Below are 22,404 nucleotides of genomic sequence, written 5' to 3' on the forward strand. Positions count from 1 at the left end.
CTTTTAATATCTTAATCCAACCTGTTGCATTAGTTTGTCTGTAGAACGGTAAGCTTCTTCTACCCATTCCACTATTTTTGATGGGTCGGGTGAATATTCGAGTTCCAATGAAACAGAACCGTCAAAACCCAATTCTTTTATTGCTTGCAAATAGGGTGCAAATTTGACCACACCCCTTCCCGGCGGCAAGTCACCATGCACTTTTCCATCACAATCACTGATATGGACGTGAGCGGCCTTGCCCATGAGCAGAGACAACTCGGACGGCCCCGTATCCGCTAATACCAAATGGCTGATATCAATATTGGCTTTGATGTTGGGAAGTTTGCAGTCATCTATGAACTGAACCATACTAGGTATGCTATTGAGAAGACTCAAACGAAAAGGTTCGAGCTCCAAGGCTATCTCCACTCCAAATTTTCCCGCATACTCACCGATCTCCCTCACATGTTCGACAGCCCAATTCCATTGTTGCTCGGGCTGTATCACTTCTTTTTGCCATACATACTCGCCAAGTACCAAAAGAACATTTCGAGCGGCAAATTTATGGGTCAGGTCCACTGCCCTTTTCACTCTCTCCACATGAAATTTTCGTACGGGTTCATTAAAGTCGACCAGTCCGAAAGCGACAATTACGACAGAGGTAATGGGTAAATTGTTTTTTCCACAAATATTCGTGATAAGATCAATCTCCTTTTGATCAATAGTCATTGGCTCTGGAAAAATATCCACTGTATCAAAGCCTATTCTTGCGATGTGCTCCAGACCAGTCTTGGTATCGACCCCGGCCTGTTCAAAAGCACTGTTAATAATTCCAAGTTTCATGATATGACATTTTTATTATGATAATTTTATTCCCCAATTGATTTTCCGAGGTCCTTGGCACTCTTGTCATCCTTGCCAAGATTGGCATACTCAATCCCTGAATTGCAATCCGCATCAACCGTCACCTTGAGTATCATCTCATCCCTTACCTTATGTAATTTTGTATAGAAAGGGTGGTGTGAATCCTTGAAGGGATTATTGGATGCTTTGTTGTAACAACAGATCATGGACCAACGTGGATGCTCAGACTTATTGGCATCCGATGCATGCAGGAGGTTCGAATGAAAAAAAAGTGCATCTCCAGGCTCCATTTCGCAATAAACCTTTTCCCTTACTTTTAGGACCTCGTTTACCCTTTCCATATCCGCCCCAGCCTGGTCTCCACTTAGAATATGGTTTACACGGCCCATTTTATGGGACCCCCTAATTACCTGAAGACAACCATTTTCCTTAGTGGCTCGGTCAACTGCGATCATGACGCTACAAAGTTCTGGGAACAATAGGCCGTTTTGGTACCAATACCCATAGTCCTGATGCCATGCCCATGCACCTCCGACCTTCGCATCTTTAAAGACCATTTTGGAATGGTAGTGGTACACTTCACCATTCAGTAGCTCCTCAACACGGTCCACAAGCTTGTTGCACCTGGCGAACATACCGTAAATCCCATCACCAGGATGGTTCCAAAGAGACAATCGCACAGCATTGCCCTTACCATCATCCATAGAAGTCGAGGCCTTGTCCAATTGTTGGTCATTGCGGGCTTTTTCAATTAATTTGGTGATCTCTTTGTTTGAAAAAAGTTTACGTACAATTATAAAACCATTTTCATTGAATTTTTCTTTTTCTTTAGAATTTACTTTCATTATTGAGAATAATTGAATTAAATTATGCGAAATTTATGAGGTTTTAAAGGAAACTACTTTTCATTTTAAGTATAATAGTGATTAAAATTTGTGAGGATGAAGGAAGAGCTTAATATAAAAAAGGACCACCATGGCTTTGTTTTTTTATATGATTCTAAAAATCATAGAACCGTGATGAACGGTCCCCATCACCATAAGGAACTTGAACTTAATATTGTCATCAGGGGCTCCGCTGAATATCTGCTTTCCGATCAGCGATACCGATTGGCACGTGGCAATTTGGTTTGGCTTTTTCCTGGACAGGAACATCAACTTATCAAAACCGATTCCAAGTTTAAAATGTATGTAATTGTTTTTAAGGAGGAGATTCTTAAAAAGACCATCTTATTGGATGAAAAATACAAAGCACTTTCCGAAAAAAATCCAATAGGGTCTTTTTGCCGGAGGATTTCGTTACCATCCATGGAGAAATTGGAAAAAGTATGTGCATCCTTATGTAGTTTGAATGACAAAAAGGTTCTTTCACCTGCCTATTACTATTCCGGCCGGGCCTTTGGCTTTAAAAATAATTCGGAGTATCTTCATTCGGACCCTATATTGTTAAATGCCGGTCTATTGTACCTTATGACTGTATGCTGGCACCTTTATCTTACCGAGGGCAATGATGAAAACAAGGAAATGTTGAACCCATCCATTGAAAAGGCACTAAATCTTTTACAGCGCTTCCCTGAAAAAGACTTTGGCCTTAGTGAGTTATCTTATGAATGCGGGGTGAGCGTGTCCCGCCTCAGTAGGTTGTTCAATGAGCAAATCGGTTCCAGCCTTGTTGATTATAAGAACAAATTAAAAATGGAGAAATTTGTGGACTGTATGAGCAAAAATCCCAGTTACAGTATAAGTGAGGCGTGTTACCAAGTGGGTTTTGGGAGCTATTCCCAATTTTACAAAATTTTCAAACAAAACTTTGGTATTTCCCCAAAAGCATATTTCTCAGAGAACTGATTCAAGATTCAAGAATGCCTATTTTCAAGATTGTTCAAGGAAGGGCGAAGGCCACATAGCTATCCCCTTCGATAGCATCCAGTTTGGTACCTCCACAGGCCACTACCACATATTGCCTTCCATCTACCATATAGGTGCTTGGGGTGGCAAAAGCAGGAGCCGGCAGTTTGGCTTCCCATAACAGTTTTCCATCGGTCTTTTTAAATGCCCTTATCTTACTATCTTTTGTGCCAGCAATGAACAACAAGCCACTAGCTGTAACAACAGGGCCACCATAACTTTCTGCTCCTGTCGTTCCAGGGACTTTGCCCGAAAGTTCGGGATATTCCCCATAAGGTATTTTCCATAGGTAGTCGCCTGTATTGAGGTCAATGGCGTTCAATGTGCCCCAAGGCGGTTTAATGGCGGGGTAACCATTACTGTCCAAAAACTTGCCAAAACTGTTTATCTCATAGGAAATGGACGGTTCTGTTCCAGAACTCCGTTTCAACCCTGGTTCCTTTAACGCCACCTTAGGTTCTTTTTCAAGCTTAAGGAGAAAGGCGATCAAAGCCTCTTTCTCCCTATCTGAAAATTTAGAGAAACCGGGCATCATCCCCTTGCCATTTGCAACAATCGCTTCAACCTCTTGACGCTTCAATTTTGTTGCGATATCTGTCAATGCCGGGAAGCCACTTTCAGGGTTTCCATGAAGTTCGTCCCCATGACAGGTGGCACAGTTGAGCTTGTACAGACGTTCGCCTTCGGAAAGGTTTTCCAATACTTCTTTCGACGCAGTTGGACCTAGCCCCAACTGCCAAGCCATTTCATTGCTGTTGACATATAGAATTCCTTCCGGATCGACTGCGGCACCTCCCCATTCAGCACCACCATCCAAACCTGGGAAGACCAAGGTACCCCCGGTGCTCAGAGGGGTAAAAGGACCCTCCTTGCGATTTTTTCTCAGGGTTTCTAAAATCTCCTCTTTGTTCTCTGCATACGGACTAAGATCCGCTTCCGTGAGACCCTGTCTGGCAAAGGGTGCCGGTTTGGTAGGGAAAGGCTGGGTGGGCCAGCTATGTTCACCTGGAATATCCGATACAGGAACTGGCCTTTCTTCAATGGGAAACAAAGGCTCCCCTGTTTCTCTATCAAATACAAATACAAATCCTTGTTTGGTGACCTGTGCCACGGCTTCTATTGTATGCCCGTCATGGGTTACCGTTACCAGGTTCGGGGGCGCGGGCGGATCCCGGTCCAAAATATCATGGTGGACCAATTGATAATGCCAAATTCGCTTACCTGTGGAGGCATCAAGGGCCAATAAAGTATTGGCGAACAAATTGCTTCCCTTTCTTTTGGCACCATAAAAATCATAGGCTGCCGATCCAGTAGGTGCATATAAAATCCCCTTTCCCCTGTCAATGGCCATACCGGCCCAATTATTGGCCCCGCCCACTTCGGTGTTCCGGTAGCTTTCATTGGGCCAAGTATCGTGCCCAAATTCCCCTGGTTCGGGTATGGTATGAAAGACCCATTCCAATTCCCCGGTTTTAATATTAAACGCCTGGATATGTCCCAAAGCGGCATCAGCCCCTTCCGATACCCTAAGCGGCATGATGATCAAATTTTTGTATACTGTACCCGGGGTATTGGAAATCACCATTTTTTTTTGAGCGGTTTCGCCAAGGCCTTTTTTTAAACTTGTTCGCCCATCCATTCCAAAGGAAGAAATGGCCTGGCCTGTCTTTGCGTCAACGGCGTAGAGCCACTCGCCATTGGTATAAAGAATACGCTTATCCTTTCCATCAGCCCAATAAACCAGACCACGACTGGTACTGAACTTATCGATTCCTTCGCTTTTCTTCCTCCAATACTCCTGCCCAGTTGCAGCATTAATCGCAAAAGGCTGGGTGGTGGCCGTCATCCCATACAAGGTTCCATCCACTACAATAGGGTTGCATTGGATTTGACCTGGACTACCCGTATGGTATTCCCAAGCTACCTTCATTTGATGTACATTTGAGGTGTCAATCTGTTCTAGGGTTGAATAATGGTTCCGATCTGGCCCTCCCAAATATTCGCCCCAATCGTTGTTCTTGGACAACGGCGCACTCCCATCCTCGCTGCAGCCTGAGAACAATAATGCTAATATGAATACTGCAGCTAAAAAAACACTCTGTAATCTCATTGAAACTCCTTATTTCTAGGGTTTTATTTAACTTTCAAATCATCGGGCAAGGCAAAGGCAACATAACTGTCCCCTTTTTCTGCCCCCAACTTGGTTCCTCCGCAGGCTATCACAATATACTGCCTCCCATTGAGCATGTAGGTAGAAGGTGTTGCGAAAGCGGCGGCAGGGAGCTGGGTTTCCCATAACAATTTACCACTATATTTATTATAGGCCCTGAACTTACCGTCCTTGGTTCCACCAATGAACAATAACCCACTGCCCGTTACCAAGGGACCTCCATAGCTTTCGGATCCAGTTATCGGAATGCCTTTGGCCGTCAGTTCCGGAAATTCCCCAAAGGGAACTTTCCAAACGTATTCCCCGGTATTTAAGTCAATGGCATTCAGTGTTCCCCATGGTGGGCGAACAGCAGGATAACCGTTCTTGTCCAAAAATTTGGTGTAGCCAGAGATTTCATACGGTATTTTTGGTTTGCCATTGGACCCTTTTCCCAAACCAGGTTCCTTGATGTCCAATTCTGGCTGGTCCTGTTCCAGCAAAAATGCCATCAGGGCCTTCAGTTCATTTTCGGAAAACTTATTGAATGCGGGCATCATTCCCTTTCCCTTTTGAATCACTGTATTGATGAACTTTGGATCCCTTCGGTTTCCAATTTCCTCAAGGGAGGGAAAGCCACTTTGTGGGTTTCCCTCTCGATCAGCACCATGACAAGCCACACAATTTAGGGTATATAACCGCTCACCTGTACCAAGTTCATTAAGCTCATCCTCCGTGGCAGCGGCCTCCAATGCAATATGCCATGGCATTTCACTACTATTGAGATACAGAATACCTTCCGGATCTACAGCGGCACCGCCCCATTCAGCCCCGCCATCCAAGCCTGGATAAATAATGGTCCCGTTTTCACTAAGGGGTGTGAATGGTCCTTCAGATCTGCTTGCACGAAAGATTTTGATCAATTCCTCCCTGTTCTCTGCCAAAGGGCTGATATCGGATTCTTCAAAAGTTTGTTTGGCGTAGGGTTCAGGTTTTGTCGGAAATGGCTGGGTAGGCCAAGCTGTTTCACCGGTAACGGTGGATGCAGGAACAGGTCTTTCTTCGATTGGAAACAAGGGCTCTCCCGTTTCCCGATTGAATAAAAAAACATATCCTTGCTTGGTCACCTGTGCTACCGCATCGATTCTCCTACCTTCTATGGTCACGGTCAACAAATTTGGCGGAGCGGGTGGGTCCCGGTCCAAAATATCATGGTGTACCATTTGATAATGCCATATCCGTTCTCCGGTCTGGGCATTTAGGGCCAATAGACTGTTTGCAAAAAGATTGGCGCCTTTACGGTTCCCCCCATAAAAGTCATGGGCAGCAGATCCGGTCGGGACATAAACAATCCCCCTTTTACGATCGATTGCCATACCGGCCCAATTATTGGCCCCTCCGACCACAGTGTTCTTATGGGCGTCCTCTGGCCAAGTCTCATATCCAAATTCACCTGGTCCAGGGATAGTATGGAAGGTCCAGGCCACTTTTCCCGTTCGTATATCAAAAGCCTGTATATGGCCCAAGGCAGCATCGGTCCCTTCAGACAACCGTAGGGGCATAATGATAAGGTTCTCATAAACTGTTCCGGGAGTATTGGAAATTACCATTTTGTTTTTAGCGGTATCACCGAGCCCTGCCTTTAGACTGATTCTTCCACCTTCACCAAAAGAAGGGATGGGCTGACCTGCTTCGGCCGTCACCGCATATAACCATTCCCCGCTGGTATACAATATCCGTTTATCTTCCCCTTCCTCCCAATATACCAGTCCTCGTGAGGTGCTCAGCTCGTTATCATTTGTTGCTCGCTTACTCCAATACTCTTCTCCAGTGGCCGCATTTATCGCAAAGGGCTGTGTTGTTGCGGTCATCCCATATAGGGTACTGTCGACCATTATTGCATTACATTGGATCTGACCCATTTCCCCAGTATGGTATTGCCAAGCGATTTGCAACTCCCCTACATTTGAGGAATCTATTTGGTCATGGTGCGAATATTGGTTCCTTTCTGGACCGCCAAGATATTCACCCCACCCGCTGTCTACTTTAACCTTTGATTCCTGGCACCCATGAAATAAGGCAGTGATTACAAAAAAAATAATTGCTCTTAGGGCAATTTGAAAGTGATTCATATAGTATATCTTTATATATGTATTCATACTTAGTTCGGTGCCCAGGCCTTATTTACCCGATCATACCGTATACAGCCCTCATAACGGCCTGGTACGGGAACATACTCCAAGGCCATGGTACATCCAATCTCTGAAGTGATAAATCCTAGGAGCACCAATTCTTTAAAGACCCTATAATAATGCTCTGGATCAGCATCTGATTTTGTGCGATAATACGCCTCCATATCATCTTCTTGTTTATTTAAAAAGCTGGTTCTTTCCTCTAAACTGCTGTCTTGATAGGATTGGCCATATTCCTTTTTGAATGATCTGGCCATTGTACCAAGACCCTTTTTGAAGTTATCCAAAACCTCCTTGTCGTAACAATCCACAATCATGGTTGCCACAAAGAAAGGGACCCCGGCCTCCTTGGCTCCCGGGGTATCTGTTGTGGGAATTATAGTTTCACAAATCTCAGCAATCAAACCCAAATCCGATTTTGAAAAATGTTCCTCCCCGATGGCTTTTCCCTTTTTTCCCTCTTTACAAGCTGACAAAAATGCGGTGGATGTTACAATAGTCCCACCCATAAGGAACGCCACATGTTTTAGAGCTTCGCGCCTCTCCATAATCTTGAATTGTTTAATTGAGTGAATGTATCAAAAGGACAGATAATTTAATTTTTGAATATTCGTGGTTGATGCCTCATCAAACTATCGATGTAAGTACGAACTTCCTCATGGGGCCGAATAGTTATAAGATGGTGGTGTCCGCTACCTCCATCATCCCAAACATTGCTTCCATCTTTATTGACCACAATGGTTCCGGACTTCACTTTAAAAAAGGGGGAATAGCCTTTGACAGCAACCAATACCGCAGTTTGGTCCCAACTCATTCTTCCGTTCCTATCACTTTCGGCTTTAGGAATGCTTATGCTATAAACATCCTTGATTGGGCTATGTTGCACCTTTTTGTCATTCACCAAGGGCAGACCAGTCAAAATCTTGTCGCCAATTTCAAACCCGCTGAAAACAATTGGAACCTTCAATCGGTTAAAGGCAAAAATTGCCGAATTCGAGTCTTCTTCAATATTAAATTCCAAACCTTTTGGGAACTTTCCCGCCATACTGACCATCCGCTTCACTTTTCGGTGAAGCAACTCTTCGCCCGTCATGGGGGATATATCATCAGGAAGTGATCTCAAAACAGCTGCAATATTGGTCAAAAAACCCACGGTTATCAAGGTAACACTGGTATCGGGTTGACGCGAGAGAATCTTCCGATACAGTCGTACCACATCTGGAGCCTCTTTATTGCTCTTTAGCGAGTGGGGGTATTTGGCTATCAATGTATCGGTCCAATGCTGGAAATCCTTTAACAATAAGGCATTACCCTTTGGAACTCCTATCGGAATGTCCGGTTTTTGAAAATAGGTGTTTAAGACATCCAATACTGAGGCCACCCCTTCATATTTTGTGCTGGCCATAGTGGCCAGAATTTCTGCTTCCCCATTATCGGCAAATGCATGTAACATCGCAATAGCCCCTACATCATCATAATCAGGGCCCATGTCGGTATCAAAAATAACCGGAACAGCCTTGCTCTGGGCATGTACCCAAAACATGGACGCAATGCAAACAGTGATAAAAACAATGATCCGTAACTTCATAGGACAAAACTTATAAATTCTGCTTTTTTAATTCCCCAACGGCGTAATCAACTGCCCTTGCTGTGAGTGCCATATAGGTCAATGACGGATTTTGACACGCATTTGAGGTCATACAGGAGCCATCGGTGACAAAGACATTTTTTGCCCCCCACACCTGATTATTTCCGTTCAACACTGATGTCTTGGGGTCACGTCCCATACGGGCGGTCCCCATTTCATGGATTCCCAAGCCCGGGGGTTGATTGTTGTCGTAGGCCTCAATATCCTTAAATCCAGCGATTTCCAGCATTTCGGCCCCTGACACCAAAAGGTCATCCAACATATTTAGTTCATTTTCCTTAAATTCAAAATCTATCCTTACCTGTGGCATCCCCCATTCATCCTTATGGTCCTTTGACAGGGTGACTTTGTTCTCTTTATAGGGAAGACACTCTCCCATTCCTGTCATCCAGAGATCCCATTTACCGGCTTGGGTCAAGGATTCCTTGAAAGCAGGACCGAACCTTTGGTCAGATTCCCTGCCCATTCTTCGTCCTCCTCCGGCCGCAAAGGCGTAGCCGCGGAGAAAATTGTTTTGTATATCATCACCGACATTTCTGAATCTTGGCAAATAAACCCCTGTCGGCTTTCGTCCATAATAATAACTGTCCTGAAATCCTTCATACACGCCTCCCAAGGTGCCCCGATAGTTATGATCCATCAGATAATGACCCAATGCCCCGCTGTCATTGCCCAATCCATTGGGAAACCTTTGAGAAGTTGAGTTGAGCAAAATCATAGTGGAATTAATGGTTCCAGCATTTACAAAAATGACATTGGCATAATACTCTGACATCCGTTTGGTCTTCGCATCGATCACACGGACACCCTTAGCTTTTTGGGATTGCTCGTCATAAATGATTGAATCTACAACTGCATGGCTTTGCAAGGTGAGATTTTTGGTTGCCATGGCTGCGGGCAGGGTCGCGGAATTGGAGCTGAAATAAGCTCCGAACGGACACCCCCTTGCACAACGGTCCCTGTACTGGCAAGCCGCCCTTCCCGGTAAACTTTTGGTCAAATTTGCAGTTCTGGATGTAATCAACCAACGGTCAGGATAATTTTCCTCTATGCGGGCCTTGAAATGCTTTTCCAAACAATTCATTTCCATTGGGGGAAGAAATTCACCATCGGGCAAATGTGGGATATTGTCCTTGTTGCCACTTATTCCCACAAAACGCTCGACATAGGAGTACCATTTCTCGATGTCATTGTATCGTATGGGCCAGTCGACTGCAACACCTTCCTTGGCGTTGGCTTCAAAGTCAAGGTCGCTCCATCGTTGTGTCCAACGTTCCCAGATCAAGGATTTTCCACCGACCTGATATCCGCGTATCCAATGAAATGGTTTGACCTGCTCATAGGGATGTTCATGGTCTTTGACAAAAAAATGCTCGGTGGATTCATCGAAGGCATAACAACTACTTGCGATTGGGTTCTCTTCAATCACTTTGTCCGGCAATTTCCCCCGATGGGGCAATTCCCATGGATGCTTTGTTGCGGTGGGATAGTCTTTGATATGCTCTACATTTCGTCCCCTTTCGAGCACAAGCGTCTTCAATCCCTTTTCGCAAAGTTCCTTCGCTGCCCATCCCCCTGTAATTCCCGAGCCAATCACAATGGCATCAAAAGTATTTTCTTTAACCCCTTTACCATTGATATTGGGCAAATTCACTTCCTCAATCACCAGCCAAATACATTTTGAACATAATCCCTACTTTTCTTCCAATCCTCTCTAACCGCTGTTACAACATTATCCTCAGCAGCCAATTCTATGGCGGCCCTTCCCTTGAAACCAACCTTTTTAAGTTCTCGGGCAATAGCAGGGAAATCAGTGATTCCCTCGCCCAATGCCCGTGTCCATTTACCATCATGATGTTGATCCCTTAAATGCAAATAGACCATACGCTCCCCATAAGTTCGGATAAACCACACAGGATCCACCCCTGCACGTACAAGCCAACTGACATCAGGGCCCAATTTGATCTCTGGGACCCTTTCTATGGTTCCCTTAAAATCGTGAAGGTTGTTTTCCACCTCGAAATTATGGTTGTGCAGGTTGGCCTCCACGTCATTCTTTTCACAAATGGCGATTATTTTCCTGACCAAATCCGCTTGGGCATCAAGTTCTGATTCTGTCTTTTTGTGACCGGCGTCCCCAACAGTAATACCAAAGGTTTTGGCATTCAGCTTATGCAAATTTTCAACCACCAGTTCAATATCTTCTACTAATTCAACATGTTGGGACCTATCCCACATATCACCGTAATACGAACAGCCCGTTACTGGTATTCCATATTTATCCGCCAACTCCTTCAAATAGGAAATGCTTTCTGGACGCCTCAGCATCGATTCCATTATTTCCACTCCTTGCATCCCACTATATGCGAAATCGTCGAACACCTGTTCCAAAATAGGGGTACAGTCCCAATCGGGAGGAAACCTGCTCGCATAGATCCAAAGGTGGCCACTTAGGACAACATTTCCGTTGGTTCCGTTCCCACCAAAGGCTTCCATGGGAAAAACACTTCCTACCATTGCCGTTCCAGCCAAACAGGTGGTCGCTTTGACAAATTTCCGACGTGAATAACCATTATTTTTCATTTGCTATATCTTTAGGCTCAAAGGCTCTCAACATTGGAGGCCCCACAAAATAACCAATATTAATATCCTGGATTCTGTTCCAAAGCAGGGTTTGCGGTTATTACATCAAAGGGTATAGGGTATAACTCCCTATATTTCTCAGACTCCGCCTTTTCCCACCAAGGTTCCGTGTATTTGTCAAAACGAATAAAATCTTCCCTACGGTGCATTTCATATGATAGTTCCCGTCCACGTTCATCCAATAGTTCGTCCAGAGTCAAGTTTGAAGTGTTGTACTGAGCCTCTGGGTCATCAGGGGCAAAGCTTCGGGACCTTACCTCATTGACCAACTCGACGGCTTCTTGGGACGCAATTCCCGAGTTGAGACGCATGAGGCTTTCTGCTTTCATCAACATGATATCGGCCAAACGGAAAATGACCATATCATTGCTCATATTTTCCAATCCTCCAACTTCAACCTCGTACTTGATGTTCATTGCTCCCTCTTCCCAACCAGTATCGTTACTCTGCAAAGCTGTTATCTCAGGAGTAATGTTCATCTGGCCATCGATCCAACTCCAAATGGGTTGTTCATCACCGTTCTCATCGATGTAAGACTGTAGTCCAACCACCCATTGATCTATGCGAAAATCATTTGATCCATATAAATTGAAAAATGATTCTTGACTGCTAAACTTGTGCCACCCATAATAACTGACATTATATTTATTGAATAGAATCTCCTCATGCAGGTTTTGCTGCACAAAATTAAACTGTGCCGCATTGTTGGCATCAAATGGAACCACGAATATATTTTCATCACTATTTTCATTGTTGATCATAAATGGCGCATCCCAAGTGGCATCCAATGTAAAATCAGCATTCATTATGGTATTGCAGGCCGTTATGCAATCTTCCCATCGGGGTGTTCCCGTAAAGACCTCGGCATTAAGATAGAGTTTGGCCAATAAGGCCTGGGCCGCTGATTTGGTGAATCGACCATACCAGCCGGAATTTCCTTTTTCAGCAAGTTTTGGAATATTTTCTTTGATCTCCTTTTCAATAAATGCAAAGACCTCTGCGCTGGACTTTGTTTCAGGGTTGGGGTCACCGACTTGCTCAACAATGGGAATGTTCCCAAAACTACTCAGGGCCCAATAATAATGGAGTGCCCTGACCATTTTTATCTCCGCTTCCATTTGCTCCACACTTACGGGCAGGTCCATTCCACTAAAATCCTTATCCTTTATGACTTCCAAAAAATAATTGCTGTAGCCTATGGCCTGAAAGAGATTGTCCCATTCCAATTTTATCCACAAATCACTGGATGTCCAAGTATGCCTATGTAGGCGCACCCATTGACCATCCTGATCCTCATACCCATTTCTAGTGGGAGCAACGACTTCATCAGTGGGAAGCTCTTGCAGTGCAAAGTGTACTTGATAGACATGGGTCTGCATAAAGCTGTATGGCAGAACATAGGCCGACATGACCTGATCGGCATTCTGGAAAAAATTATCTTCTGTTTCTTCGCTGTACACTTCTTCTTCCAAATCACTGCAGCCCATAAAGACTAGCGCAATGATCATAAAGAAAACAAAGGGTCCGTAATTTTTATATCTGTTATTTTTCATCTTTTTATTTTTAAAATACATAAATCAATTCTTGAATCGATAAATGGCTTATTATGAATTATCCACTTGTTGAATTAAAAGCTTGCATTGATTCCCAAAGTGAAATTGCGTGTTCTGGGATAATAATTATAGTACGACTCTACACTTGGCCCCCCGGAAACCTCTGCATTCGGGTCTGCCGGGTAGTAATTTAAGCCCATTTCAGGATCTGTACCGGAAAAATTGGTGACGGTCAGCAGGTTTGAACCGGTCAAGAAGACCCGCAAATTGCTGATAAACCCAATATTTTCCATTGGAAGACTGTACCCCAATGTCACATTATCCAACTTAAGGTACCCCCCATCCTCTATATAGTAACTGGAAAAGGTCGGGGAATTGTTGACCCTTTGGTCCAATGCCGACTCAAAAAGATTCTGTCGGGACAGATAGGAAATATTCTCATGAAAGATTCGTTTACCATTGACCGCTTTAAAATCAAGGGCACTTCGCAACAGTATGGTCATGTCAAAGTTACCGATCTTAAAGTTATTGGTAAGCCCTAGGTTATATTTAGGGATACTGTTCCCCAAATAGGCAAAGTCGGCATCCCCCACTTCACTTGGCGGTACGGCATCCCCTTCACTGTTCCTGAACAGCCAATCCCCATCTTCACTGAATCCGGCAAAAACCCTTCCATAGAAAGCTGCCACAGGTTGACCCGAAGCGAGTCTCTGGATACTTACCCCTTCACTTACCCTTGTAATGTTTTGGGCAGTACCCTTGAATTGTTCACTGGTAATGGAAACAATCTCATTTTTGTTATAAGCGCCGGTAAAAGTGGCGTTCCATCGAAATTTGTCATTTTGGAATATTTTCAGGTCAAGGGCTAGTTCCATGCCCTCGTTTTCCATCAGTCCCGCATTTGCAAAGATATTTGGATATATCTGCGAAGGCAATTGAGCACTATAGTTACCTACCAGATTTTCAATTTTTCTTTTGTAATAGTCAATTGAACCACTGAGCCAACCATTTTTAAAGAAGGTAAAATCCATACCAATGTTCACTTCTTTTTTGGTTTCCCACTGCAATAATGGATTGGGGTTGATCAACGGTCCATATGGTTGTACCCACATGGAATTGCCTGGCTCCCCAAAATAACTGTTTTGCGTCCCATTAAAGAATGGCCCCAAGGTGGCCAATGACTGATATGGCGAAAGACTCTCTTGATTTCCGGTTACCCCGTAGCCTCCCCTCAATTTCAGATTCTTGACAAAACCAGCGTTTTCCATAAATGGTTCATTACTTAATACCCAACCGCCGGAGATTCCATAAAACGTTCCCCATTTGTTGTTGGCCCCAAGAACGGAAGCCCCTTCCCTTCTGACACTAAGATTGACCAAATATCGTTTTTGGAAATTATAGAGCATCCGACCAAAAAATGCCACCAATGTTCTTTCATTGGCATAACTTCCCATAAAGACTCCATTTCTATTGAAATTGGGTGTCAAGTTGTTCAAGGCCGATCCTGCGCCAAGATTATTGTACTCAAATGCATCTGTGTTAAAATTATTATTGCCGGCACTAAATCCCTCATTGAACGTATTCTGGTATGAGAATCCACCGATAACATTAAAATCATGGTCCCCAAGCTCCTTGTTAAAAGCCACTGTTGTTTCCACGATATTGTTGGTAGTATTATTTTCACTTCTTGAGGCACTACCATTTTGCCCTTCCCTTTGTTGGAAGAAATCTTCAGGACTGCTAAAAGAGCCCCCCAATATATCAGTCTTATTTAAAGAATATGAAAGCGACCCTGTCAGTTCTGGCAGAAAATGATAATCCAATTTAATCGTTCCCAAAAGTGTCCTTTCCTTGGTGTTATTCGAATTGTGTTCCATGCTTGCCACTGGGTTCCATTGCAATCCAAAAGGAATATCCGGTCTTTGGTAAAAGCTCCCGTCCGGATTCCTTACCGGATATGTTGGATTCATTTTGAGGGATTGTGACAATGCCCCATAATTGGCAAAGTTTCTTTCATTGAACGAATTGTTCAGTAAAAAGGAAAAATCCAGTTTATCGTTCAAAGCCTTTGTGTTGACCCGTAGTGTCCCATTATAGAACTCCCTTTCAGAAGCTTTGTCGATACCTTCAAAGGTATTGTAATTAATGGAGGCATAATAGTTGGTCTTTCCACTTCCCCCACTCAAGGACAAGGTGTGGGATGTATTTATTGGAGTTCTTGTCACCTCATCGAACCAGTTGGTATCATAGCCCGCATCATCCACTGCGAATCCCTCATCCTGGGAAAGCTGAATGTACTGTGCGGCATTGAGGACATCATATCTATTGGCAACCAAGTTGGTTGTCATATTGGTCGCATAGTTTATTTTGGTGGCACCCTCTCGGCCTTTTTTTGTTGTGATAATGATTACACCCGCAGTTGCCCTGGAACCATAGATAGCTGCAGCAGAACCATCCTTGAGCACATCGATGGATTCAATGTCGGCAGGGGCAATGGACTGCATGCTCCCCCCCGGTATACCATCTATGACAATTAAGGGTTGCGAGTTACCCGCAATTGTTGCCGGTCCTCGAATTGAGAAATCTGCAGTTGCATTTGGATCAGAGGTAGGGTTGCTCGTGTAGAGTCCCGCCACTTTACCTGAAATCAAAGTCAGTGGGTCGTTGATCGTTCCCGAGTTAAATTCATCCGCCTTTATTGTGGCAATGGAACCCGTAACCGTCTCCCGATTTTGGGTACCGTAACCAATTACCACCACCTCTTCCAAGGCCGCTATATCTGGTTCCATTGCCACAATAAGATTCGTGTCGTTGCCCAAGGGCACTTCTTGGCTAATAAAGCCCACATAAGAAAAAATCAATGTGGGACTTTCACTTATGACTTCAATGTTGAAATTTCCGTCAAAATCCGTCAATGCCCCGTTGGTCGTTCCCTTTACCACGATATTCACCCCGGGCAAAAGATCACCCGTTGATTGATCCGTTACTGTTCCGGTAACCCGTTTCTGGGCCAAAATTGAGTTTGGGCTGAGCGCCAAAAGCATCAACCCAAAAACCCACCCGTAGTTCTTAATTCTGTTCATCTTAAATTTCATGTGCTAGTTTGTTTGGTAAAAAATTTAGTGTACTACAATCCTACAAATAAGCTCTTAAGAAGGCCCTTTTTTAAATATTTCATAAATAAGTATTTAAAAAAATAGAAAAGCCTTAAAAAAAAGCATTCATTTTGAGAATAATCGAAACTAGGGTCTTTTTTATAGATTCATATTTCTTTTCTTGTCTAATAGTAATTAAATCTTGTCCCAGGGTTATGACATTGTGGAATTCAGGTTGAAACGCCTTGTAAAATAGGAGTGCCAATGGTTTCTGTGATCAATTCACACCGCGTTCCATTAAAAGTAAGCGAACAGAATACCCTTGCATTGGAATTGACAGGTCATCTTTAGGGGAATGTGGTTCCATAGAAAAAACTTCATTGGACAGCAAATCCCTAAAATGCAATGAATCCATCGGGGCTTCCGGGGAAATGGATTTCATCGGATCCAGCGCGGCGGTTTGGGAAAGACCATCCAAATTTACAAGAACAAGGATTATTTGTCCGCCCTCTTTGCGAACAAACGCAGTGATTTTACTTTTTGGTAAAACCCTTACCTCATCCATCAAATTACCTCGTAGGGCGGGATATGCCTTGTGCAGCCTTATCAGTTTTTTATAATGCTCAAATAGGCCATGCTTAGATTGCTCTTGAATACTTTTTTCTTTTGCGAAAATAGCTTTGTCTGAATATGGGTGGTTTTCAAATCCAATTTCTTGCCCGTTGTAAATCATTGGTATTCCCGGTAAGGAAAAAAGTAGGGTTGCGGCCATTTTAGTACGCTCCAGGCCATGGCCGACAATGAATCTTGGCAAATCGTTATTTTCCAGATAATGCAATTTCCGATATGGGTTCCCCCCGGATTTGAAAAGGGCCTTTCCCAACAACCCTGCCCGTTTATGGACCTTAGGGTGGTTAAAAATAGTTTTACTTGATCTTTCATCGTATTCATACTCCCAGGACCACTGGGAAACCCATTCCTTGTCCTTTGTCCAATCATAAGCTGCATCAAACCCAAGTTCATATACCGCTGGGGACGAACCTTTATCTTCAGCCAAAAAAAGAAAGTCGGGTTTAATGCTCTTCAATTCGGTCCTCAACCTCTTTCCAAACGAAGGGTTTCGTGCATTGACCCCCCAAATGGCATCGAAACGATACCCATCGATATCAAATTCATTGAGCCAATACTTGCAAACCTCAAGCATCCATCGTTGAACCTCTTCATTGCCATAATTTAAATTCACCAGATCCTTCCAAAAATAATTGACAAATCCAAATTCATCCTTATTATATAAGGATGAGTACGGTTTTCCATCGTTCACCTCATGCTGATAAAAATCATGATAATGGGATTTATCCCCATTTTTGACTAAATCCTTGGCATATGGGTGGTGGATGGAACTATGGTTAATGACCAGATCAAATAGTATCCTGATTTTTAATTTTTTTGCCTTTTTTATCAATGAATGCAATTCTTCCCTTGTCCCAAAATTTGGGTTGAGCTGCATATAGTCAATTACGTCATATCCTTGATACCCCTTAAATGTCCTATAGATGGGTTGAATCATAATGGTATTCACTCCAAACTCCTTTAATTCATGTAATTTCTTTCTTATGTCATTAAAAGTTCCATCCTTAACAAAGGAATAAGGTGTGATTTGGTACAGGATGGCATCATCCATCCATTGGGGACTATCCTCATCCATATTGAATGCATGGACACCTTGATTGTCACGTTTTACATAGGTCTGTAGAAAAATGGAGTCATTTTCCGTGGTGCCGATCAAGTTAAAGCGGTACATTCCGACTTCTGCGGGTATTTCAACCACAGGCAACGAATCCTTATCAAAAGAAAAGTCAGTCAGAGCAGGATTGGAAGAATCGGGCGCCCAATGAAATTTTATCGGTTCACCGTAAGGGTTTTCCACAATATCGGCATGCAAAGTAATTTTCTCCCCATCCCAAACAGGATAAGGTTTGACTATGGGTATCGGGTCATATCCCAACGTATATTGAACCGTATCTGAAACAACTGGTGGATGCCCTGGTACTTCGGCCCAAACTTTGGTTTCCTTATCGGTCAAACAAAGTTCAAACTTGAATACCCCCTTGTCATCCACACCAGTCGAGAAGTATTTACCATTTTGATATATGATTATTTCTTTAGGATTTATTCCGTGTACCTGGCCCTTTATTTCTTGTTTTGGATGCCAGACAATGGCATCACGGGTTTTCAACTCAATGGAGCTGGTATCCTTCGACCCAAAAAAAAGGCCTGAGAATAAAATTATTAACTTGAGCATCATGGTACCTTCTTTATTAAAAAATTCCTGGTAAAACTATGGCGTTATACATATAACAACACAATTCTATCACCTATTCATCGATTCAACTTTTCGTTTCGCACTTAATACTTATTATAACTTATCATTGTCAGTAACGAATTGGTTGGTCCGGAATTCTATTCATTATATTTAACCACGCGATACAACAACCTCTTTTTGAGATTGCATGAAGTAATTAAGATTCAAAAACCACTGTAATGAAAAAAAATACTCTCTTTATTTTTTTTGGCCAACCCTTCAGAATGGCATTGCCACTAATTGCCATGTTGCTGTTACAATTCAATGCACATGGTCAAAAAGCGTTGGAAGGAAAAGTATTGCTAGCGGTCTTTTCCCATCCTGATGATGAAGGGACCATTGCTCCCATACTCGCCAAATATTCAAGGCAAGGTGCCCAGGTTCATTTAGTGACGGTAACTGATGGGAGATATGGCTCCAATGAATTCAACAATTTTATCGAAGATGAAGAACTAGCGGCTGTCAGAAGGGAAGAATTGAAATGTTCTGCCGCTACTTTAGGTGCCGAGTTGACCCATCTAAAGTACCATGACCAGCTAAAGGCCGCCGAGGGATTTGACGGACATATATCCCAAGCCCGTGGGATTATTGAGGACCTCAATGGCATTATCGAAGAAGTGGAACCCGATGTGTTGATCACTTGGGGGCCCGATGGTTGGACCAACCACATGGACCACCGACTGGTTGGAGCCTCGGTTACACAGGTGTTCTTGTCAAAGGATTGGAAAAAACCGGTATCCCTATACTATTGTGGAATACCCTTCAATGCCATTGAAGATGCTGAAGAAAGAATCTACTATGGGGTTGCGGAAAAATACTTGAAAACCAAGGTGGCCTTTTCAGATGAAGATATGGACAAAGCATACCAATCCTTTAGATGTCATAAAAGCCAAATAGATCCAAAGATGACCAAGGAAGATCTTTTTAGGGAATGGTACAAAGGGGTAAGGTACATATATCTGCGTAAGTTTGAAGGCCCAAAGAAAAATTCGGACACCGTATTTGACTAGACACCGGTAACTTAAAAGCTGAATGAAAAATTCCTTAGTTATCAATTACCCGCACTAAACAACACTGTTCCATTTGTTGGCATATTGGCAAAAATCTCAGGCCCTTCATCCCCCAACTATCCAAAGGACACTTATTTTATGTGCTCCCCCTCTTTTTTTTGCCATCCAGTTCAAGCAATGAAAGCTTTAATCCTTCATTTTCACCTTGAACAAACCTGGGCAGAACATGAACACCTCGATTGCCGGGTTTACGTGAATCTTCCGTGATTGGTGTATTTACCCACCCCACATCGAAGTAAAGCCGGGACATCCCGGAAAACTTTGTACATAAATGCATGGCCCAAAAGTCTAGTCAGTCAATTGGGAATTATTCTTTGGCAATTTTGGAGAACCCATTTCATTACAGCCTGGAACAAGGTTCAATCGCTGGACTGAAATGCCATTCAGAAGGAAAACCTTGCAAAATCCATAGGGCTGGAATGTTTCCAACGTTTTGGTGTATCCTTTAATTTGGTTTGTGGTGGTTGATCCACCAAAAAACCAATAAAACCTCAATTGTCAACCGAATACACTAGTACATCCGGATAGCGCTGGATAGCAGTTGATCTGACTATGGTGCTAAAATTATTTCAACTCTAGAATTATGGTCATGATAATATCATGCACATTGAAGACCCTAGGCTGGGTCAATAAATAAGGAACCAACAATAACCATACAAATGAATAAAGAAAACACGTCCAATAATCCTTTATCCATTACTTAACAAAATGTGAGAAAATGTGCAGTTTCGAAGGCTAATATACCTGAACCAAAAAGAACGAAACCATGTACCGCTTGCCGTCCCAACTCCCTAAAAAATAAAGACAGTCATTGGGGCCAATTCCCCCGAGGTGATATTGGACTTACCCAACCGCAAAATCGTATTGCAAAGCATTTTACCCTCCGATGCCAACTCCATTTCAAGGTAATTTGATCAAGTATTGAACTCATGGTACAATATGGAAGAATGCAAGGAATACGGACAATATCTTCAAAAGATATGAAACCTTGATACTGACACTGGCACATACTGTAATATGCCCCAGCCTCACAAAGAGGGGAAACATGTTGTACCAAAAGCCGCTCGAACACCCAAGCATCCCAAGTTCGGCCAACATAACTTAATAAGGTAATTTATTTCATAAGTTCCAACAGAATCCTTAGTTTTATTTAAACGTTTAAAAAATGACATGGACAAATACGGTAAACGAGACCAACTGAAAAGTTGTGACGTGTAAACACCAAAAGCTTCGGTCAACCAAAAGGCTGAACCTGTTTCTGAAAAATTTTCAGGACTCATTTCATGGCCGACCAAATACAAAATTATTGTTCATTTCGGTGGAAAATCCAAGTTGTCCTATCTTATGGGCAACAGTAAAAGTTAAGGACCAACCAACATAAATATAAATGAGAGCTTTATCCCTACTATTCCAATTCTTGCTTGGCATCTCTTTGGTAGGATGCGGTAATTCCACTAAAGGGGAAAAATATACAAAACCAAATATTCTGTTCGTGTTCATTGATGACATGGGTTACGGTGACCTGGGTATTTATGGCAATGATGAAGTTGTTTCCCCAAACATCGACCATCTCGCAAATGAAGGTTTACGGATAAAGCAGTTCTATGCCAATTCCCCGATCTGTTCGCCATCAAGGGTAGCCGTCCTTACCGGCCAATATCCTTCTCGCTGGGGCATAACGTCGTACATTGACAATAGAAAGAGAAATACCGAAAGGGGCATGAAACACTATCTCGATTTGGAGGCCCCTTCCGTGGCAAGACAACTTCAGGGTGTGGGATACTACACCGCCCATATTGGAAAATGGCACATGGGGGGTGGAAGGGATATTTCAGACGTCCCTTTGATAACGGAATACGGTTTTGATGAATCCGTAACTCAGTTCGAGGGCCTGGGCGAACGCTATCTTGCCACCTATGAAACTTTTGACTACCCCGGGGGAACCCGAGATTTGGAAAGACAGTCCGCTGCATTGGGAAGAGGGGAAGTGCACTGGGAAAAACGGGAAAACTTCACCAAAGTCTTTGTGGACCGAACAATACAGGCTATTAAGAATTCGCAAGCAAAGGAAAAGCCTTTTTACATCAATCTATGGCCGGATGACATTCACACCCCCTTGGAACCTCCAAAGGAACTGAGAGGGGATTTGAGCACAACGGCAAGGTTTTTGGGTGTCATGCAGGAAATGGACAGGCAAATGGGCCGATTGTTCGATTACATTAGGGAAGACCCGGAGTTGGCCTCCAATACCTTAATCATATTCACCAGTGATAATGGACCGGATGGGGAGGTCAACCAGGCAGCACATCTCAGGGGCACCAAGGTATGGACATATGAGGGAGGATTCAGAGAACCCTTTATTGCATGGTGGCCGGGTAAGATTCCCCAAGGTGCAATTAACGAAAAAACCGTTGTGGCCGCCATTGATCTACCATTATTTTTTATGGATGTGGCAGGTGCAGATTTGGAAACGGGTGTCGATTATGATGGTGTCGATATAAGTGGCGCCATTTTGGGCAATAAAGAGTTGTCCAGAAATAAGCCCCTATTTTGGATCCGTCCACCGGACAGGCCCGGTTACAACGGTATTGACAACCCGGACCTGGTCATCAGAAAAGGCGCGTTCAAACTCTTGATGAATGTGGATGGAAGTAACATCCAATTATATAACATTGTCAAGGATGAAGGAGAGCAAAACAACCTTGCCAATAAAAATCCCGAAAAGACAAAGGAACTAAAAAGTGAGCTATTGGATTGGTTCAACAACTATCCACACCAAATTGATAAGACCCTGTACTTGGACAACAATCTTTAACGATTTAAACTACTTCTTTTTTTCCTATGTAGGCTGGATTTTGCCTTCCTGATGATATAATTTAGGACTGCAATCTTTCATTTCGGGATTCGAAAGGGGCCTTTCACAAAACCATAAACAGGTA

The 22,404-nt window shown here is 43.3% G+C and carries 14 protein-coding genes; 3 read left to right on the forward strand and 11 right to left on the reverse strand.

What is annotated here, in order from left to right; all coding sequences use genetic code 11:
• Window positions 1-3 precede the first annotated feature (3 nt).
• Together ACFSJE_RS15895 and ACFSJE_RS15900 are read right to left on the reverse strand one after the other, a co-directional pair.
• Window positions 4-825: a sugar phosphate isomerase/epimerase family protein gene (locus ACFSJE_RS15895; RefSeq protein ID WP_067034094.1), complete on the reverse strand. Its 822-nt coding sequence runs from the start codon at window positions 823-825 to the stop codon at window positions 4-6.
• Window positions 826-851: 26 nt separating this feature from the next.
• Window positions 852-1,691 carry a phytanoyl-CoA dioxygenase family protein gene (locus tag ACFSJE_RS15900; RefSeq protein WP_379831855.1) on the reverse strand — a complete coding sequence of 280 codons (840 nt, stop codon included), beginning with the start codon at window positions 1,689-1,691 and terminating at the stop codon, window positions 852-854.
• Window positions 1,692-1,787: 96 nt separating this feature from the next.
• Between ACFSJE_RS15900 and ACFSJE_RS15905 the strand changes: the two genes are divergently transcribed.
• Window positions 1,788-2,693, forward strand: coding sequence for an AraC family transcriptional regulator (locus ACFSJE_RS15905; RefSeq protein WP_379831856.1), 906 nt, complete (start codon window positions 1,788-1,790; stop codon window positions 2,691-2,693).
• 34 nt (window positions 2,694-2,727) lie between these two features.
• Here ACFSJE_RS15905 and ACFSJE_RS15910 read toward each other — a convergent pair whose 3' ends face one another.
• The 9 genes from ACFSJE_RS15910 to ACFSJE_RS15950 all read right to left on the reverse strand — a co-directional run bounded on the left by ACFSJE_RS15910 (window position 2,728) and on the right by ACFSJE_RS15950 (window position 18,335).
• Window positions 2,728-4,863: an outer membrane protein assembly factor BamB family protein gene (locus tag ACFSJE_RS15910; protein WP_379831857.1), complete on the reverse strand. Its 2,136-nt coding sequence runs from the start codon at window positions 4,861-4,863 to the stop codon at window positions 2,728-2,730.
• Between the two features lie 23 nt (window positions 4,864-4,886).
• On the reverse strand, window positions 4,887-7,034 hold the full coding sequence (locus ACFSJE_RS15915; protein WP_379831858.1) for an outer membrane protein assembly factor BamB family protein: 2,148 nt from the start codon (window positions 7,032-7,034) through the stop codon (window positions 4,887-4,889).
• Window positions 7,035-7,063: 29 nt separating this feature from the next.
• Window positions 7,064-7,642 (reverse strand): gluconate 2-dehydrogenase subunit 3 family protein, encoded by a 579-nt coding sequence (locus ACFSJE_RS15920; protein ID WP_067034078.1) that lies wholly within the window; start codon window positions 7,640-7,642, stop codon window positions 7,064-7,066.
• Between the two features lie 47 nt (window positions 7,643-7,689).
• Window positions 7,690-8,682, reverse strand: coding sequence for a nucleoside hydrolase (locus tag ACFSJE_RS15925; RefSeq protein ID WP_067034075.1), 993 nt, complete (start codon window positions 8,680-8,682; stop codon window positions 7,690-7,692).
• Between the two features lie 10 nt (window positions 8,683-8,692).
• Window positions 8,693-10,408: a GMC oxidoreductase gene (locus tag ACFSJE_RS15930; protein ID WP_379831859.1), complete on the reverse strand. Its 1,716-nt coding sequence runs from the start codon at window positions 10,406-10,408 to the stop codon at window positions 8,693-8,695.
• Window positions 10,405-11,325: a sugar phosphate isomerase/epimerase family protein gene (locus ACFSJE_RS15935; RefSeq protein WP_067034068.1), complete on the reverse strand. Its 921-nt coding sequence runs from the start codon at window positions 11,323-11,325 to the stop codon at window positions 10,405-10,407. The genes ACFSJE_RS15930 and ACFSJE_RS15935 overlap by 4 nt, the downstream gene beginning before the upstream one ends.
• Before the next feature lie 59 nt (window positions 11,326-11,384).
• Entirely contained in the window at window positions 11,385-12,938 is a 1,554-nt protein-coding gene (locus tag ACFSJE_RS15940; protein WP_379831860.1) for a RagB/SusD family nutrient uptake outer membrane protein, read from the reverse strand.
• Window positions 12,939-13,012: 74 nt separating this feature from the next.
• Window positions 13,013-16,033 carry a SusC/RagA family TonB-linked outer membrane protein gene (locus ACFSJE_RS15945; protein WP_067034062.1) on the reverse strand — a complete coding sequence of 1,007 codons (3,021 nt, stop codon included), beginning with the start codon at window positions 16,031-16,033 and terminating at the stop codon, window positions 13,013-13,015.
• Window positions 16,034-16,310: 277 nt separating this feature from the next.
• Window positions 16,311-18,335, reverse strand: a complete 2,025-nt coding sequence (locus ACFSJE_RS15950; protein ID WP_379831861.1) for an alpha-amylase family glycosyl hydrolase — start codon at window positions 18,333-18,335, stop codon at window positions 16,311-16,313.
• 284 nt (window positions 18,336-18,619) lie between these two features.
• On the opposite strand from ACFSJE_RS15950, the gene ACFSJE_RS15955 reads away from it, so the two are divergent.
• Window positions 18,620-19,405: a PIG-L deacetylase family protein gene (locus ACFSJE_RS15955; protein ID WP_379831862.1), complete on the forward strand. Its 786-nt coding sequence runs from the start codon at window positions 18,620-18,622 to the stop codon at window positions 19,403-19,405.
• Window positions 19,406-20,852: 1,447 nt separating this feature from the next.
• Window positions 20,853-22,280, forward strand: a complete 1,428-nt coding sequence (locus ACFSJE_RS15960) for a sulfatase-like hydrolase/transferase (protein WP_379831863.1) — start codon at window positions 20,853-20,855, stop codon at window positions 22,278-22,280.
• Window positions 22,281-22,404: the final 124 nt, after the last annotated feature.

This window comes from Flagellimonas iocasae (assembly GCF_042682725.1).
Classification (GTDB): domain Bacteria; phylum Bacteroidota; class Bacteroidia; order Flavobacteriales; family Flavobacteriaceae; genus Flagellimonas; species Flagellimonas iocasae.